14 protein-coding genes are annotated in these 16,880 nt (G+C 70.6%); 10 read left to right on the top strand and 4 right to left on the bottom strand.

Annotation, left to right across the window (positions count from 1 at the left end):
• Nucleotides 1-773: 773 nt before the first annotated feature.
• Nucleotides 774-1,292, top strand: coding sequence for a sortase domain-bontaining protein (locus AAW14_RS26205; protein WP_265566396.1), 519 nt, complete (start codon nt 774-776; stop codon nt 1,290-1,292).
• A gap of 136 nt (nt 1,293-1,428) precedes the next feature.
• Nucleotides 1,429-2,388 (top strand): D-2-hydroxyacid dehydrogenase family protein, encoded by a 960-nt coding sequence (locus tag AAW14_RS26200; RefSeq protein WP_265566395.1) that lies wholly within the window; start codon nt 1,429-1,431, stop codon nt 2,386-2,388.
• Nucleotides 2,389-2,590: 202 nt separating this feature from the next.
• Here the strand turns inward: AAW14_RS26200 and AAW14_RS26195 are convergent, their stop codons facing one another.
• Complete coding sequence (locus AAW14_RS26195) at nt 2,591-2,830, bottom strand: chaplin (RefSeq protein ID WP_265566394.1); 240 nt, start codon at nt 2,828-2,830, stop codon at nt 2,591-2,593.
• Between the two features lie 246 nt (nt 2,831-3,076).
• Nucleotides 3,077-3,994, bottom strand: a complete 918-nt coding sequence (locus AAW14_RS26190) for a sugar phosphate isomerase/epimerase family protein (protein ID WP_265566393.1) — start codon at nt 3,992-3,994, stop codon at nt 3,077-3,079.
• A 122-nt stretch (nt 3,995-4,116) separates the two neighbouring features.
• On the opposite strand from AAW14_RS26190, the gene iolC reads away from it, so the two are divergent.
• Genes iolC through mmsA form a run of 5 tightly spaced genes read left to right on the top strand, consistent with a single transcriptional unit; the run spans nt 4,117 to nt 9,686 of the window.
• Complete coding sequence (gene iolC, locus AAW14_RS26185; RefSeq protein WP_265566392.1) at nt 4,117-5,106, top strand: 5-dehydro-2-deoxygluconokinase; 990 nt, start codon at nt 4,117-4,119, stop codon at nt 5,104-5,106.
• A complete protein-coding gene (locus AAW14_RS26180) occupies nt 5,103-5,438 on the top strand; it encodes a hypothetical protein (RefSeq protein ID WP_265566391.1) in 336 nt (111 codons plus the stop codon). The genes iolC and AAW14_RS26180 overlap by 4 nt, the downstream gene beginning before the upstream one ends.
• Nucleotides 5,435-6,256 carry a 5-deoxy-glucuronate isomerase gene (iolB, locus tag AAW14_RS26175; protein WP_265566390.1) on the top strand — a complete coding sequence of 274 codons (822 nt, stop codon included), beginning with the start codon at nt 5,435-5,437 and terminating at the stop codon, nt 6,254-6,256. Before AAW14_RS26180 ends, iolB begins: the two co-directional genes overlap by 4 nt.
• Nucleotides 6,253-8,169: a 3D-(3,5/4)-trihydroxycyclohexane-1,2-dione acylhydrolase (decyclizing) gene (gene iolD, locus AAW14_RS26170; RefSeq protein WP_265566389.1), complete on the top strand. Its 1,917-nt coding sequence runs from the start codon at nt 6,253-6,255 to the stop codon at nt 8,167-8,169. The genes iolB and iolD overlap by 4 nt, the downstream gene beginning before the upstream one ends.
• A gap of 14 nt (nt 8,170-8,183) precedes the next feature.
• The gene (gene mmsA, locus AAW14_RS26165) at nt 8,184-9,686 is read left to right on the top strand and encodes a CoA-acylating methylmalonate-semialdehyde dehydrogenase (RefSeq protein ID WP_265566388.1); all 1,503 of its coding nucleotides are present in this window, start codon (nt 8,184-8,186) and stop codon (nt 9,684-9,686) included.
• 81 nt (nt 9,687-9,767) lie between these two features.
• Here mmsA and AAW14_RS26160 read toward each other — a convergent pair whose 3' ends face one another.
• The gene (locus AAW14_RS26160; RefSeq protein WP_265566387.1) at nt 9,768-10,613 is read right to left on the bottom strand and encodes a hypothetical protein; all 846 of its coding nucleotides are present in this window, start codon (nt 10,611-10,613) and stop codon (nt 9,768-9,770) included.
• A 379-nt stretch (nt 10,614-10,992) separates the two neighbouring features.
• Between AAW14_RS26160 and AAW14_RS26155 the strand changes: the two genes are divergently transcribed.
• Nucleotides 10,993-12,390: an APC family permease gene (locus tag AAW14_RS26155; protein ID WP_265566386.1), complete on the top strand. Its 1,398-nt coding sequence runs from the start codon at nt 10,993-10,995 to the stop codon at nt 12,388-12,390.
• Nucleotides 12,391-12,498: 108 nt separating this feature from the next.
• Here the strand turns inward: AAW14_RS26155 and AAW14_RS26150 are convergent, their stop codons facing one another.
• Nucleotides 12,499-12,915, bottom strand: a complete 417-nt coding sequence (locus tag AAW14_RS26150) for a GNAT family N-acetyltransferase (protein ID WP_265566385.1) — start codon at nt 12,913-12,915, stop codon at nt 12,499-12,501.
• A 115-nt stretch (nt 12,916-13,030) separates the two neighbouring features.
• Between AAW14_RS26150 and AAW14_RS26145 the strand changes: the two genes are divergently transcribed.
• Nucleotides 13,031-15,982: an alpha/beta fold hydrolase gene (locus AAW14_RS26145; RefSeq protein WP_265566384.1), complete on the top strand. Its 2,952-nt coding sequence runs from the start codon at nt 13,031-13,033 to the stop codon at nt 15,980-15,982.
• Nucleotides 15,979-16,842: an ABC transporter permease gene (locus tag AAW14_RS26140; protein WP_265566383.1), complete on the top strand. Its 864-nt coding sequence runs from the start codon at nt 15,979-15,981 to the stop codon at nt 16,840-16,842. The genes AAW14_RS26145 and AAW14_RS26140 overlap by 4 nt, the downstream gene beginning before the upstream one ends.
• Nucleotides 16,843-16,880 lie beyond the last annotated feature (38 nt).

The raw sequence follows: 16,880 nt of genomic DNA, 5'->3' as shown, positions 1-16,880 counted from the left end.
CGTTCCAGCGGATCGGCCCGTGGTGGGGTACAGAGCCGTGGACGAAACATCGCGTGGGCATTTCCTCCAAGGGCCTATGGGCCTGCCTGCCGCGATCATTTGAACCGCCCAACAGTATTCGCCTGTCGGCAGAACGACGGACTCCAGGGGCGCGTCGCGCATAAAAATGCCCCATTGGAGCCAAAAAGCCTGATCACTGCGCCAAAGGTGATCGAAGATGGGCCGCATGTGGTCTTCTTCAGCTGCCGCAGCCATGCGCCCACCCTCTCGACGCATCGGCACTGTCGGAGCCCACCGCCGTGCGCATCATGACCTCGCCGACTTCGGGCATTGGTGGGCTGCGCCGAGCCCCTGTTGCGGTGGTCGGGCTCGCTCAAGCGGGGTGAGACGGCGACCGTCGGGTACCCCATCACCCTGCACAGGGACAGGGACAGGGACGCTACTGGGCACAGCGCTTGATTCACCCATCTGGCTCCGATGCCGTGCGAGAGGCGTGTCATTCCGCCGTCTCCCGCCAACTTCCTTATTAGTCTCCGCCGTTGTCTGCCCCGTCAGAAGAATTGAGGGGAAGTTTCGTGCCTGTCATCTCTTCGGCTGCTCCCACTTTTCGCCGCGTTGCGGTGACAGCGGTATTCCTGGTCGGCGTCGGCGGTGGAGCGGCGGCCTGCGGTGTCATGGGGCCCGGCCGTGTGGTGCATGACCGCCAACCCGCGCACGGTGCCACGGCGTCGTCGGTCATCGCGGGCTCAGCCCCCTTGCGCGCCTCGAAGCCCGTGAGACTGACGATCCCCTCCGCCGGCGTGGACGCGGGACCCCTGCTCGAGCTCGGCCTGGACGACGAGGGCCAACTCGAGGCTCCGCCGGTGGAGAAGGCGGACCGGCCCGGTTGGTACACCGGCAGTGTCACACCCGGCGAGAAGGGGGTTTCCGTGCTTCTTGCTCGCCACAACACCCCCAAGGGCCCAGGGCTCCTTCGCAATGTGCTGCGGGTGAAGCTCGGGGACCCAATCGAGGTGCGTCGGGCCGACGGACGGACGGCCACGTTCGTCGTACGGAAGATCGAGCACGTGAGCAGGGAGAAGGTCGCCGTCCACGACCTGCAACCGAACTCGCGGCATGCGGAGCTCCGCCTCATCGCTTCCGGCGACACTCTCGCCAGGGAGGCAGCAGCCCCGGCGGCCACCAAGGATGCAACCCGGACGGGTACGAAGGATGCCGAACGCGGTGCGGCGGACGCGAAGAACCACGAACTCCACTACAACATCGTCTTCTACGCCGACATGAGGAAGTAGCCGCGGCCGGGGCCGCCGCGGTCCGGCCCACACATCCGGCGACAACGCGCCGCAAGTGATTCGATGTTGATTCGATGTTGATTCGATTTCGATGTTGATTCGATAAGGTGCACCCATTGATCAGAAGGGGGCTGACATGGGGCTTCGCTGCGCGATACTTGATGATTTCCAGCAGATCGCGACCTCCGTGGCGGACTGGTCTCCGGTGGCGGACCGCGTCGAGGTGGTGTCCTTCGCCGAGCACTTCGCCGATGAGGACGCGCTGGCCCACGCGCTCGCCGAGTTCGACATCGTCGTCACCCTGCGCGAACGCGTGCCGTTCCCCAGCTCGCTGTTCGCCCGGCTGCCCCGGCTGAAGCTGCTCATCGCCTCCGGGATGCGGAACACCGTCATCGACTACAGCGCGGCCGAGGCGCACGGAGTGACCGTCTGCGGTACCTCGAGTTCCTCCACGCCACCGCTCGAGCTGACCTGGGCCCTGCTGCTCGGGCTGGCGCGCGGGATCGTCGAGGAGAACAACGCCCTGCGCGACGGCGGCCCCTGGCAGAGCACCGTGGGTGCGGATCTGCACGGGCGGCGGCTCGGACTGCTCGGGCTCGGGAAGATCGGCAGCCGGGTTGCTCGGGTGGGGCTCGCCTTCGGGATGGAGGTCGCCGCCTGGAGCCCGCACCTCACCAAGGAGCGCACGGAGGAGGCCGGTGCGGAACTCGCCCCGTCCAAGGAGGAGTTGCTCGCGAGCAGCGACTTCGTCTCGGTGCACCTCGCCCTCGGCGACGGCACCCGTGGCCTGGTCGGCGCCCGCGAGATCGCGCTCATGAAACCGACCGCGTACCTGATCAACACCTCGCGCGCCGCCATCGTCGACCAGGACGCCCTGCTCGCGGCCCTGCACGAGGGCCGCATCGCCGGCGCCGGCATCGACGTTTTCGACGTGGAGCCACTCCCCGCCGACCACCCGATGCGCACCGCCCCGCGTCTGCTCGCCACCCCGCACCTCGGCTATGTCTCGCGCGCCAACTACGCGATGTACTACGGCCAGGCCGTCGAGGACATCGAGGCATACCTGGCGGGGGATCCAGTACGCCGCCTCGGCTGACCCGGGGGCCGTCGCCGTCACGCCTGACCCCCCATCCGTCCTCGGGGCCGTCCTCGCGTCCGTGCAAGCGACTTCGCGCCTGGCGGCCGTGCAGCGCCGACCGGCCGTGCAGCGCCGACCGGCCGTGCAGCGCCGACCGGCCGTGCAGCGCCGACCGGCCGTGCTCCGAGGGAGAACGGCCGGCTCAAGGGTCGCTCGGACGTCAGCCGTTGGCGCAGGAGTTGCTGACCGCCCCGTTCAGCAGGCCGATGACGCTGGCCGTGTTCCCGCACACACCGACCGGGACGTGGACCGGAGCCTGCGCGGAGTTGCCCGACACGACGCCCGGGGAGTTGGTGGCAGCGCCGGTGGCGCCACTGTCGGCGGCGGCGATACCGGCGGTGCCGGCCACGGCCGCAGCGGCAACGGTGGTCAGGGCCAGGCCCTTCGCGATACGCGACATGGAGAGGTGCTCCTTGGGGATCGTCTCAACGGCCGGGCGGAATGCCCGACGTTGAGTAAACTCCGCGCTACGCGTCCTGGTTGCGCCCCCGATGGGGTGATCTCCGGAATTGCCGGTCTTCACAGCTTCGACACACTTGACCGATTTCATCGATTAGTACGAGTAGCGGCCGGAGTTGACTTCAAGAGGCCGCCCACGCCGCACGCACCCGGCAGGAGCCGGAAGCCCCGAGGGCGCCTGCGTCGCCTACGCCCCGCAGGACCTCAGGAACGCCCTGGTGCGCCGCGCGATGGGCAGCGGCCTGTCGGGGTCACAGGGGTACATGTCCTGCTCCACGATGGCGAACAGGTCGACGTCGAGTTGGCCCGCGGCGGCCAGCACCGGCTCCAACGCCGGTACGCCGGACGGCGGTTCGCACATCACGCCCTTGGCCACCGCCGGGCCGAAGGGGATTTCGCCCGCCCGCACCTCGGCCAGGATCCCGGGGTCGACCTGCTTGAGATGGAGGTAGCCGATCCGCTCCCCGAACGTCTCGATCAGCGAGACGCTGTCGCCACCGCAGTACGTATAGTGCCCGGTGTCCAGGCACAGCGACACCGCTGAGGAGTCCGTCGCATCGAGGAAGCGCGTGACGTTCTCCTCCCTGTCGATGTGTGTGTCCGCGTGCGGATGGACGACGATCCGCAGTCCGTACCGCTCGTGCACCTCGCGCCCGAGCCGTTCGGTCTGCGTGGTCAGGTGCCGCCACTGCTCGGCGGTCAGGGTGCTCGGCTCCAGCACCTCGCCCGTCCTGTCGTCCCGCCAGAACGCCGGGATGACCACGAGGTGCGAGGCGCCCATGGCCTGGGTCAGCGCGGCGATGGCCGAGACATGCGCCCAGGTGGCGTCCCAGACGTCCGGACCGCGGTGCAGCCCCGTGAACACCGTGCCGGCGGACACCTTGAGGCCGCGTCGCCCGGTCTCCTCGGCGAGGACCGCGGGATCGGTGGGCAGATATCCGTACGGCCCCAGCTCGATCCACTCGTAGCCGGACTCGGCGACCTCGTCGAGGAAGCGCTGCCAGGGCACCTGCCGGGGATCGTCGGGGAACCAGACACCCCAGGAGTCGGGAGCCGAACCGATCCGGATGCGGGAGAGTGAGGGCTGAGGTGACAACGACGTCATGGGCGTCAGCTTCCGGCCGCCCCGAAACCATGTCAAGCGGTCGTCCATATGTCTGGACAAAGCGTTGACAGGGCTCCCTCGGCGCGGCTAGACCTGGGGACAGCCGATGTGAAGGGAACTCGATGGAGGAGTTCGAGGAGTCCGTGGCCGCCGCGCCCGGCGGCCCGTTCGACCTGATCACCATGGGCCGGATCGGTGTCGACCTCTATCCGCTGCAGATGGGCGTGCGCCTGCCGCAGGTGACGTCCTTCGGGAAGTTCCTGGGCGGTTCGGCGACGAACGTAGCGGTCGCCGCAGCCCGCCTCGGCCGCCGTACGGCGGTGATCACGCGTACGGGCGACGACCCCTTCGGCACCTACCTCCACGAGGCGCTGCGCGGCTTCGGCGTGGACGACCGGTGGGTCACGCCGGTCGCCGGGCTGCCGACGCCGGTCACGTTCTGCGAGGTGTTCCCGCCGGACGAATTCCCCCTCTACTTCTACCGGCAGCCCAAGGCGCCGGACCTGGAGATCGACGCACACGAGCTGGATCTGGACGCGATCCGCGCCGCCGGGGTCTTCTGGGTGACGGGCACGGGCCTGAGCGAGGAGCCGAGCCGCACCGCCACGATCGCCTCGCTCGCTCATCGCGCCAAGGCGGGCACGACGGTCTTCGACCTCGACTGGCGGCCGATGTTCTGGACGGACCCGGACTCCGCCCGCGCCCTGTACGCCGAGGCCCTGCGCCATGCCACCGTCGCCGTCGGCAATGTCGACGAGGTGGAGATCGCCACCGGCGAGCGTGACCCGCACACCGCGGCCCGTGCCCTGCTGGACGCGGGTGTCGAACTCGCGGTCGTCAAGCAGGGACCCAAGGGCGTCCTCGCGATGACCAGTGGGGGCGCATCGGTCCAGGTCCCGCCGCTTCCGGTGACGGTCCTCAACGGGCTCGGCGCGGGCGACGCCTTCGGCGGGTCGCTCTGCCACGGGCTGCTCGGCGGCTGGGACCTGGAGCGGACCGTGCGGTACGCGAACGCCGCGGGTGCCATCGTCGCGTCCCGTCTGGAGTGTTCGTCCGCGATGCCCACGGCCGACGAGATCGAGGGCGCGGTCACGGCGGGAGCGGTGCCGTGAGGGCCGGCCAGGTCGGGGGCGCCCGGCACGAGGGCGGGACCGACAGCGGGTACCGGAACGGCGGCCCCTGCGTCACGCACGCGCGCGTGGACGTCACCGAACTCGTCCGGCCACGGACCCGCCACCCCGAGACGGTCGCGAAGGCCGTCGCCATGCGGTCCCGGCGTCCCCTGATGGACGGCACCTTGCACAACAGCCTTGGAACCGAGGCCGTGACCCGGTCCGTCGCCGTCGTCGAAGGCCTGGGCGGCAGTTCCGCGTACAGACCCGGCGGGCGGCGACGTGGCCGCCGCCGTGGACACCGCACGAGGACTTCTGCGAGGGCCGCATGAGCAAGGAGCTGTACGTTCCCAGGGGCGCCACCGCGAACGCCGCGTATGCGCTCGACATCGCCCCCGAGCGGGCCGGCTGGACCCACAGCAGCCTGCGGATCGTGGACCTCCAGCCGGGCGGCACACACACGTTCGCCACCGGTGACAGCGAGTGGATCGTGCTGCCCCTCGAGGGCGCCTGTACGGTCCACACGGAGGACAAGAGGTTCCAACTCCTGGGCAGGGAGGACGTGTTCACAGGAGTCTCCGACTTCGCCTACGTCCCCCGTGACGCCCGGGCACAGATCGCCTCCGGCGCGGGAGGCCGCTTCGCCCTGGCAGGAGCGAAGTGCGAGCGCCGACTCCCCGCCCGCTACGGCCCCGCGCCGGAGGTACCCGTCGAGGAGCGCGGCAGCGGCAACTGCGCCCGCCAGGTGCGCAACTTCGCCTCTGCCGACGCCTTCGAGTGCGACAGGCTCATCGCCGTCGAGGTCATCACGCCCGGCGGCAACTGGTCCTCGTATCCGCCCCACAAGCACGACGAGGCACGGCCGGGCGAGGAGACGGAGCTCGAGGAGATCTACTACTTCGAGATCCAGGGTCCGAACGGCTTCGGGTACCAGCGCGTATTCCCCTCCCGCGACGGCGGGTCCGACGTCCTCGCCGAGGTCCGCACCGGTGACGCCGTCCTCGTTCCCGACGGCTGGCACGGCCCGTCCATCGCCCAGCCCGGACACCCCATGTACTACCTGAACGTCATGGCCGGGCCGGGCGAGGAGCGCCAGTGGCGGATCTGCTTCCACCCGGACCACCTGGAGAGCACAGGGGGGTACCGATGACCGCGACGACGAGGCTCACGACCGCTCAGGCGCTCGTACGCTTCCTGGCCGCCCAGTACACCGAGCGCGACGGGGTGCGCCGCCGCCTGATCGGCGCCACCTGGGGCATCTTCGGCCACGGCAACGTCGCGGGCCTTGGGCAGGCGCTGGTCGAGTACGGTGCCGTGTCTGCCGGAGGGACGCCCTCCGGGTCCCCCGTGATGCCGTACCACCAGGGCCGCAACGAGCAGTCGATGGTGCACGCGGCGGTGGGCTACGCCCGGCAGTCGAACCGGCTGTCCGCACACGCCGTGACGACGTCCGTCGGGCCCGGCGCCACCAACCTGGTCACGGGTGCCGCCCTCGCCACGATCAACCACATCCCCGTCCTGCTGCTGCCCGGCGACGTCTTCGCCACCCGCCCGGCGGACCCGGTGCTCCAGCAGCTGGAGGTCCCACACGCCGGCGATGTGTCCGTCAACGACTGTCTGCGCCCGGTGTCGAGATACTTCGACCGGATCAACCGGCCCGAGGCGCTGATCCCGGCAGTTCTCCAGGCGATGCGCGTGCTCTCCGACCCGGTCGACACGGGCGCGGTCACCCTCGCGCTGCCGCAGGACGTGCAGGCGGAGGCGTACGACTGGCCGGAGGACTTCTTCGCCGAGCGGACCTGGACGGTGCGCCGTCCGGGCCCCGACCCGGTCGAACTCGCCGAGGCCGTCCACGCGATCCGTGCCGCCCGGCGTCCGCTCGTGGTGGCGGGCGGCGGCGTCCACCACAGCCGCGCCGAGGACGCCCTCGCGGAGTTCGCCGAGGCCACCGGCGTGCCGGTCGCCTCCACCCAGGCCGGCAAGGGCTCGCTGCGCTGGGACCACCCGCAGGACGTCGGCGGCATCGGCCACACCGGCACCGCGACCGCGGACGAACTGGCCCGCACCGCTGATCTGGTGATCGGCGTCGGCACCCGCTACACCGACTTCACCACCGCCTCCGGCACCCTCTTCGCCGCTGCCGGCGTGCGCTTCCTCAACCTCAACATCGCCCCGTTCGACAGTCACAAGCTCTCCGGTCTGCCGCTGGTGGCCGACGCGCGCAGCGGTCTGGAGCAACTGACCGAGGCGCTGCAACTGCACGACCACCGCGTCGACGCCGCGTACGTCACCGCGTACACCGAGGACAAGGAGCGCTGGGAGCAGCGGGCCGACGCCTGCTTCGCGGCCGGGGAGCCCGACGTACGGCCGACGCAGCCGCAGGTCGTCGGCGCGCTGAACGCCGTGGTGGACGAGTCCGACATCGTCATCAACGCGGCGGGTTCGCTCCCCGGCGATCTGCACAAGCTGTGGCGGACCCGCTCCCGCGACCAGTACCACCTCGAGTACGGCTACTCGTGCATGGGCTACGAGATCCCGGCCGCGATCGGTGTGAAGATGGCGGCGCCCGACCGGTCCGTGTGGGCTCTGGTCGGCGACGGCACCTATCTGATGATGCCGACGGAGATCGTCACGGCCGTGCAGGAGGGGACAGCGATCAAGGTCCTGCTCGTGCAGAACCACGGCTACGCGTCCATCGGCGGACTGTCGGAGTCCGTGGGCGCCGAGCGCTTCGGCACCGCCTACCGCTTCCGGTCCGAGGACGGCACGTACACCGGGGCGCCGCTGCCCGTGGATCTTGCCGCCAACGCGGCCAGCCTCGGCATGAGCGTGCTGCGCGCGAAGACCGTGCGCGAGCTGCGTGCAGCCCTGGCCGAGGCGCGCGACGCGGACACTCCCACATGTGTCTACGTGGAGACCGAAACCGCAGACACTGTGTCGGGCGCGCCCCCGGCGCAGGCCTGGTGGGATGTACCCGTGGCCGAGACCGCGACCCGACCGTCGGCGGTCAAGGCGCGCGAGGAGTACGACCGGCACGTCTCGACCCGACGCCGCCATCTGTGAAGGAGTTCTTGGGCATGACGAAGATCGTCAACCACTGGATCGGCGGCAAGTCCGTCGAAGGCGTGTCGGGCACATACGGGCCGGTGACGGACCCGGCGACCGGCGCGGTCACCACGAAGGTCGCCTTCGCGAGCGTGGACGAGGTGGACGCGGCCGTCGCGGCGGCCAGGGACGCGTACCGCGCCTGGGGCCAGTCCTCGCTCGCGCAGCGCACGTCCGTCCTCTTCAAGTTCCGCGCGCTGCTCGACGAGCACCGCGACGAAATCGCCGAGCTGATCACCGCGGAGCACGGCAAGGTGCACAGCGACGCGCTCGGCGAGGTCGCGCGCGGTCTGGAGATCGTGGACCTGGCCTGCGGTATCAGCGTGCAGCTCAAGGGCGAGCTGTCCACGCAGGTGGCGAATCGCGTGGACGTGGCCTCGATCCGGCAGCCGCTGGGTGTCGTCGCGGGCATCACGCCGTTCAACTTCCCGGCGATGGTCCCGATGTGGATGTTCCCGATCGCCATCGCGTGCGGCAACACCTTCGTGCTGAAGCCGTCCGAGAAGGATCCGTCGGCGTCGGTCCGCCTCGCCGAACTGCTGGCGGAGGCCGGTCTGCCGGACGGCGTCTTCAACGTCGTCCACGGCGACAAGGTGGCCGTGGACCGGCTGCTGGAGCACCCGGACGTCAAGGCCGTGTCCTTCGTCGGTTCGACCCCGATCGCCCGCTACATCCACACCACGGCGTCCGCGAACGGCAAGCGCGTCCAGGCCCTGGGCGGCGCGAAGAACCACATGCTGGTGCTGCCGGACGCGGACCTGGACGCCGCGGCGGACGCGGCGGTCTCCGCGGCGTACGGCTCCGCGGGCGAGCGCTGCATGGCGATCTCCGCCGTCGTGGCCGTCGGCGGAATCGGCGACGAGCTCGTGGAGAAGATCCGCGAGCGCGCCGAGAAGATCAAGATCGGCCCGGGCGACGACCCGGCCTCGGAGATGGGCCCGCTGATCACCAAGGCGCACCGGGACAAGGTGGCGTCCTATGTGGCGGGCGCGGCGGCGGAGGGCGCCGAGGTCGTCCTCGACGGCACCGGCTACACCGTGGAGGGGTACGAGGACGGCCACTGGATCGGCATCTCGCTCCTCGACAAGGTGCCGACCACGGCGAAGGCGTACCAGGACGAGATCTTCGGCCCGGTGCTGTGCGTGCTGCGCGCGGAGACGTACGAGGAGGGCGTGGCCCTCATCAACGCCTCGCCGTTCGGCAACGGCACGGCGATCTTCACCCGGGACGGCGGCGCCGCCCGCCGCTTCCAGCTGGAGATCGAGGCCGGCATGGTCGGCGTCAACGTGCCGATCCCGGTCCCCGTGGGCTACCACTCCTTCGGCGGCTGGAAGGACTCCCTCTTCGGCGACCACCACATCTACGGCAACGACGGGACGCACTTCTACACCCGCGGCAAGGTCGTCACCTCCCGCTGGCCCGACCCGTCCGAGGCCCCCGCGGGCGTGGACCTCGGGTTCCCGCGCAACCACTGAGGCCGTACGGTGCCCCGCCCCTCCCCTCGGGGCGGGGCACCGTCTTGTCCGGACCGGGTTCGGCCCTGCTGCCGGGCCGGTTCAGCCCTGCTGCTGGGCGCGGGCCTTCTTGAGCTGCTCGGTGACGTCACCGGTCTGTGCGGCGGGCGGGGCCTTGATCTCGGCCGTGGCGCCGAACTTCTCGAAGTCCATCGACACCGTCGCGCTGCCGATCCGCTCGTTCAAACGGACCGGGAGGTCCTTGGCGCCGACCCAGACGTCCATGGTGATCGAGTCGGCGCCGCCGGTCAGCGCACCGAAGACGCTGTTCTGGTCGCCGTAGGCCTCCTTGAACTTGCCCATGTGCGCCTGGTCGACCACGGCCCGGTAGTGGGTCGCGCTCTGCCCGTCGACGGTCTCCCTGCCGAGGTCGTCGACGTTGTTGGCGTACTTCAGGCCCCGCATGGCGGCCGCCGGGCTGCCGCTGCCGGAGTTCCCCTGGAACGCCTGGGCGCCCTTGTCTCCGAACACCGCCGACGCGTCTATCTTCATCCACTCCTTGCCCTTGAGCGGGCCGGAGGGCTGCGGGTCGATCTGGTAGTAGTAGGCGCCGTCCACGAACAGCATGCGGGTCTTCGCGGCGGCGTGCACCCGCTGCATCCGCACGGCCTTGGTGTCCGTCTCGACGTCGAACGCGAAGCCATGGCCCCAGGAGTAGGTGCCGTTCATGGTGATCGGTCCGGTCGTCGGCATCTCGGTCGTCATCCTGACCTCGGCGGAACCCAGGTTCTCGGTCCGGTCGGTCGCACGCGCCAGCGCCGCCATGATCCTGTCGGCGTTGTCGACCGCCTTGGCCGCAGTCTTCGCACTCTCCGCGTCGCACGCGGACGTCGCCATCAGCGCCGCCGCCGTGATCCCCACCCAGGCCGCGGTGTGCCGCAGTCTCATCTGTCCCACCCCACTGCTGTGATTCGGTTGTGAACGGCGACTCTAGCGGGGCCCACCGACAACGGTGCGACCGGGACGGAGCACGCTCGCGACACCGGTGCGGTGTCCGGAGTCCGGACGGTATTCGTGAATTTCTGCGCGGAAGGTACGGTTCCCGCACAACCGAAAGCAGCCGGGTGAACGGACTTCTCGCCACGCAATCATGAAGTTGATCATGTTTTGACTGCGAATTCCGTAGATGAATGCCCATTGACGCAGCGGTTTTCGTCGGGGTTCCATTCAGCGCCGGGAGCGGACGAAGTGACGTACGACGAGAGCCGCCGGAGGCGATAGCGCTCCCGACCAACCATCTTTCGCACGAATCGATCGGAACCGCCGCATGACCGACACGCTCCGCCCTGTCGAGAACGCCGTCATCGAGCCATCGCACAGTCCCCAGAAGCTGAAGCGCTCCATCGGCGTCATCGGCGGAACCCTGCTCACCCTGTCATGCGTGACGCCCGCCTCCACGCTGTTCGTGGTCGTGCCCGACCTGTTCGGCTCACTGGGCACCGCCACCGCCCTCACGATCGCTATCGGCTCCCTCCTCTGCATCGCCGTGGCGTTCTGCTACTCGGAGCTCGGCACCCTCGTCCCCAGCGCGGGCGGCGAGTACGCCATGGTGTCGACGCTGGCGGGACGGCTGGCCGGGTGGCTGGTCTTCGTGCTGTCCCTGCTGGTCGTCGTGATCGTCCCGCCGGTGATCGCGATGGGCACGGCGGACTACCTCGCCCCCGTCGTCCATCTCGACCCTGCGATGACGGGCGCCGGGGTCATGCTGCTCGCCACCCTCGCCGGTCTGCTGGACCTGCGCGCCAACGCCTGGATCACCGGCATCTTCCTGGTCCTCGAGGTGGTGGCGGCCGGCGTCGTGGCCGTCCTGGGCTTCACCCACAGCCGGCGCGGCCTCGGCAGCCTGGTCTCGATGCAGGTGACCGGATCCGGCGGGCACACGGACACCGTGACCGCCATGCTGGTGGTCTCCGGCCTCGCCATCGCCCTCTTCGTCACCCAGGGCTTCTCGACCGCCGTCTACCTCTCCGAGGAACTGGAGAACCCGCGCCGCAACGTCGCCCGCACGGTCCTCGCCACCCTCGCCATCTCCTCGGTCGTCATCCTGGTCCCGGTCGTCGCGATCACCATGGGCGCCCCCGATGTGAAGGCGCTGACGGGCGGCGACATCAGCAGCATGGTCACCGCTTGGTCCAACTCGGCCGTCGGCACCTTCGTCAGCCTGTGCGTGGCCCTCGCGATCATCAACGCGGGCATCGTCATGGTGATCCAGAACTCCCGCGTGCTGTTCGCCTCGGCCCGCGACAAGGCCTGGCCGGAGCCCGTCAACAACGGCCTCGCCAAGCTCGGGCGGTTCGGCTCCCCGTGGGTCGCCACCCTTGTCGTCGGCGTCCCGGGCGCGCTGCTGTGCTTCGTCAACCTGGACACCCTGTACGGCGTCACGGGCGTCTCGGTGACCGGCATGTACCTGCTCGTCGCGGTCGCCGCCCTGCTCGCCCGGCGAGGCGCGCACACGACGACGCCCGCCTGGCGGATGCCGCTGTGGCCCGCGATGCCGGTCCTGCTGATCGCGGTCCTGGCGTACATCCTCAGCCAGCAGGAGACGAGCTACCTGCTGTGGACCGGCGGCATCACGGCGGTGGCCACCCTCTACTGGGCCCTCTACCTCCGCCCGCGCCGCGACACCCGCTGGCTGGTGTCGATCCCGGAGGACGCACAGGTCTGAGCCCGTCCGCGGGCACTCAGGTGAAGTCCCACGTCACCACGGTGCACGTCCCGTCGCCCTTGCCGCCCGCACTGCGAGACGCACAGGTCTGAGCCCGTCCGCGGGCACTCAGGTGAAGTCCCACGTCACCACGGTGCACGTCCCGTCGCCCTTGCCGCCCGCACTGCGATAGGCGGCGAGGGCGACGTCGTTGCCGGTGTCGACCAGCACCCACATGCCGTAGCAACCGCGTTCGCGGCCGAGCGCGGCGAGGCGCCGGACCAGCGCCCGTCCGGTTCCCCTGCGCCGGTACGGCTCCGCGACCGCCAGCTCGTACAGGAACATCTCGGTGCCCTTGTCGGGGTGGATGGTCTCGACGCCGCTGACGAAGCCGACGGGCGACGGCTGGCCGTCCTCGTAGGCCAGAAGGAGATGGTGCCCGGCCGCGGCCAGGAAGCGCTCCGCCCACTCGGGACGGACGGGATGGTCGAAGAGGTGCTCGGCGGAGGCCACTTCGGCGGCAGTGGTGGCACGGCGAATCTCCATGGGCCTTCGTACCACGGCTGCGGTATGCGGCATCAGGCCCCTACATCCGTGGGATGGGCCTCAGTTCAGCCCGGTGGCTGCCCCGGATGTCGGTGGGGGCCTTTACCGTTGACGCATGGATCTTCGACTGCCCGCGGTCCGGGGGCTGCCCCGAGGGATCGTGGCCGCCGTGGCCGCGATCGTCCTCGTGCTGGCCGGTGTCGGTACGTGGACGGCCGTCGCGTCCGACGACGCGCCTGCCGTGCACCGCACCGACAGAGTCATGGACATGGGCGGCGGGGTGCGCATCGACACGTCGTACTTCACCTCCGAATCCGGTGGCCGCCGCCCGGCCGTCCTGGTCGCGCACGGCTTCGGCGGCAGCAAGGACGACGTCAGGGCCCAGGCGGAGCAACTGGCCCGGGACGGGTACGCGGTGCTGACCTGGTCGGCGCGCGGGTTCGGCAGGTCGACGGGCAAGATCGGGCTGAACGACCCCAGGGGTGAGGTCGCCGATGTCTCGCGGCTCGTCGACTGGCTGGCCCGGCGCCCGGAGGTCCTGCTGGACAAGCCGGGCGATCCGCGCGTGGGCGTCACCGGCGCGTCCTACGGCGGTGCGATCTCACTGCTGGCCGCCGGGTACGACCGCAGGGTGGACGCGATCGCCCCGGCGATCACGTACTGGAACCTGGCGGACGCCCTGTTCCCGAACGGCGTGTTCAAGAAGCTGTGGGCCGGCGTCTTCATGAACTCCGGCGGAGGCTGCGGCAGGTTCATCGACGAGCTGTGCCGGATGTACGACCGGGTCGCGGAGTCCGGGATCCCCGACGCACAGGCGCGCGCCCTGCTCGAGGCGCGCTCGCCGTCCGCCGTCGGCAAGGACATCAAGGTGCCCACACTCCTCGTCCAGGGCCAGTCCGACTCGCTGTTCCCGCTCGGCCAGGCGGACGCGGCGGCCAGGGCGATCCGGGCCAACCGGGCGCCGGTGGACGTCGACTGGATCGCGGGCGGGCACGACGGCGGGGACATGGAGACAAGCCGCGTCCAGGCGCGCGTCACGGCGTGGTTCGACCGCTATCTGAAGGACGAGAAGGGCGTCGACACCGGGCCCGCCTTCCGTATCACCCGCACCGGAGGCATCCGCTCCACGGACGGCTCGGTCCAGTTGAAGGGTGCCGGCGGGGACGTGTACCCCGGGCTGGAGAGCGGGCGGCGGACCGTCGCGCTCAGCGGCCGCGAGCAGCGCTTCACCAACCCGGCGGGCGCGAGCCCGCCCGCCGTCTCGGCGCTCCCCGGCCTCGGCGGCTCGGGCGGCCTGTCCCAGCTGTCGTCGCTGGGCATCGGGGTTTCCCTCGACTTCCCCGGGCAGTACGCGCACTTCGACTCCCGGCCCCTGCGGAACGACCTGTGGATCACCGGCTCGCCCACGGTGACCGTGCATGTGACGTCGACGAGCGACGACGCCGTGCTCTTCGGAAAGGTGTACGACGTCGGCCCGCGCGGCACCCAGGTGCTGCCCTCGCAACTGGTCGCCCCCGTGCGGGTCACGGGCGCGAAGGACGGCAAGGACGTCACGCTGACGCTGCCCGCCGTAGACCACGACGTACAGAAGGGCCACCGGCTGCGGCTGGCCTTGGCCTCGACGGACCTCGGCTATGCGTCCCCGGCGGCGCCCGCCACCTACACGGTCTCCCTGAAGGGCGGCCTGCAGGTACCGACGGCACAGGACGTGACGACCGCACCCGCCTCGCTCCCGGCCTGGGTCTGGTGGCTCCCACTCGCCGGAGCGGTGAGCGCGGCGGCCCTGCTGCTGACGCGCCGCCGCCGCGCGACGGCATCGGCGCCCGACCCCGCGCTCGCCGATGTCCCGCTGCAGATCACGGACTTGAGCAAGCGGTACGCGAGGTCGGCGGAGCGGTACGCGGTCAAGGACCTCTCCTTCCGTGTGGAGAGGGGCCAGGTGCTTGGCCTGCTGGGGCCGAACGGCGCGGGCAAGACGACGACCCTGCGCATGCTCATGGGCCTGATCAGCCCGGACGGCGGCGAGATCCGGGTCTTCGGCCATGCGATCCGCCCGGGCGCCCCGGTGCTGTCACGGGTGGGAGCCTTTGTGGAGGGCGCGGGCTTCCTGCCGCACCTGTCCGGCCGGGAGAACCTGGAGCTGTACTGGCGGGCCACGGGCCGCCCGCCCGAGGACGCACATCTGGACGAGGCGCTGCAGATCGCGGGACTGGGCGACGCCCTGGACCGCGCCGTGCGCACGTACTCCCAGGGCATGCGCCAGCGCCTCGCGATCGCCCAGGCGATGCTCGGCCTGCCGGACCTGCTGATCCTCGACGAACCGACCAACGGCCTCGACCCGCCGCAGATCCGTGAGATGCGCGAGGTCATGATCCGGTACGCGGCGGCGGGCCGCACGGTCATCGTCTCCAGCCACCTGCTGGCGGAGGTCGAACAGTCCTGCACGCATCTGGTGGTCATGGACCGCGGCCGACTGGTCCAGGCGGGACGGGTGGACGAGATCGTGGGCTCCGGCGACACCCTGCTCGTGGGACTGGCGAGCGACATCTCCGACCCGCTGGTGGAGAAGGTGGCCGCGCTGCCCGGGGTGGAGTCGACGGTACGCACGGAGGGCGGACTGCTCGTGCGCCTCGCACCGCTCGGCGTACCGAGCGCCGACGGGCCGGGTGCCCTGGACGTCCTGGGCGGCGGACCGCGCACCGTGGAGGTTCTGGGTGGGGCGCCGGTCGCCCGGGCGACCGCGACGGTCTCGGCCACAGTCTCGGCCACCGTCGAGACCGCCGGAGCGGGTGCCGACGCCGCCGTGCGCGATGCCACGACCGGGAGCGCCCCACGGACGGTGACGACGGTCTCGGCCACCGTCGAGACCGTCGGAGCCACTGTCGAGTCCGTCGGGGAGGAGACGTCGGACGCGGGGCCCCCCGCCGCCGAGGCGGACGCCGTCGGCTCCGCGGCCGCCGCCCGGCTGCTCGTCGAACTGGTGCGGCTCGAGGTCCCGGTGGCCTCGCTCGGCCCCCACCGGCGTCTCGAGGACGCCTTCCTCACCCTGATCGGAGGTTCCGCATGAGTGCGCTCGCCGAGCGGACGGAGACGGCCGACGGGTACCGGGCGCGGCGGACACTGCCGCTGCGCGTCGAGCTCGTCAGGCAGTTGAAGCGACGCCGTACGCTCGTCATGGGCGCCATCCTGGCCGTACTGCCGTTCGTGCTGGTCGTCGCCTTCGCCATCGGCGGCCAGCCGGCCGACCGCAACGGCCGGGTGACGCTCATGGACACGGCCACCGCGTCCGGTGCCAACTTCGCCGCGATGAACCTCTTCGTCTCCGCCGGGTTCCTGCTCGTCATCCCGGTCGCCCTGTTCTGCGGTGACACGGTCGCCTCCGAGGCCAACTGGTCCTCGCTGCGCTATCTGCTCGCGGCGCCCGTCCCGCGTGCCCGGCTGCTGTGGTCCAAGCTCGCGGTCGGGCTCGGCATGAGTCTCGCGGCGATGGTGCTCCTGCCGGTCGTCGCGCTGGCGGTGGGTACGGCGGCCTACGGCTGGGGGCCACTGGAGCTGCCCACGGGCGGCGCCGTCTCCCCGGGCACGGCGGCCCAGCGGCTCGTCGTCGTGGTGGCGTACATCTTTGTGTCCCAACTGGTCACCGCGGGGCTCGCGTTCTGGCTTTCGACCAGGACGGACGCGCCGCTGGGCGCGGTCGGCGGCGCGGTCGGACTCACCATCGTGGGGAACGTGCTGGACGCGGTGACGGCTCTCGGCCACTGGCGCGACTTCCTGCCCTCGCACTGGCAGTTCGCCTGGGCCGACGCCGTCCAGCCGCGCCCGGAGTGGTCCGGCATGATCCAGGGCACGGCAATTTCCATCACTTACGCGCTCGTGCTGTTCGCGCTGGCCTTCCGCGGTTTCGCGCGCAAGGACGTCGTCTCCTAACTTGATCTTTAACATCCGGTGTCGAATGGTGCGTCGAA

The sequence above is a fragment of the Streptomyces hygroscopicus genome (genome assembly GCF_026168105.1).
GTDB classification, from domain to species: Bacteria; Actinomycetota; Actinomycetes; order Streptomycetales; family Streptomycetaceae; genus Streptomyces; species Streptomyces hygroscopicus_D.
The sequence above is the reverse complement of the archived record's forward strand: the minus strand, read 5'-3'. Positions and strand labels throughout refer to the sequence as shown.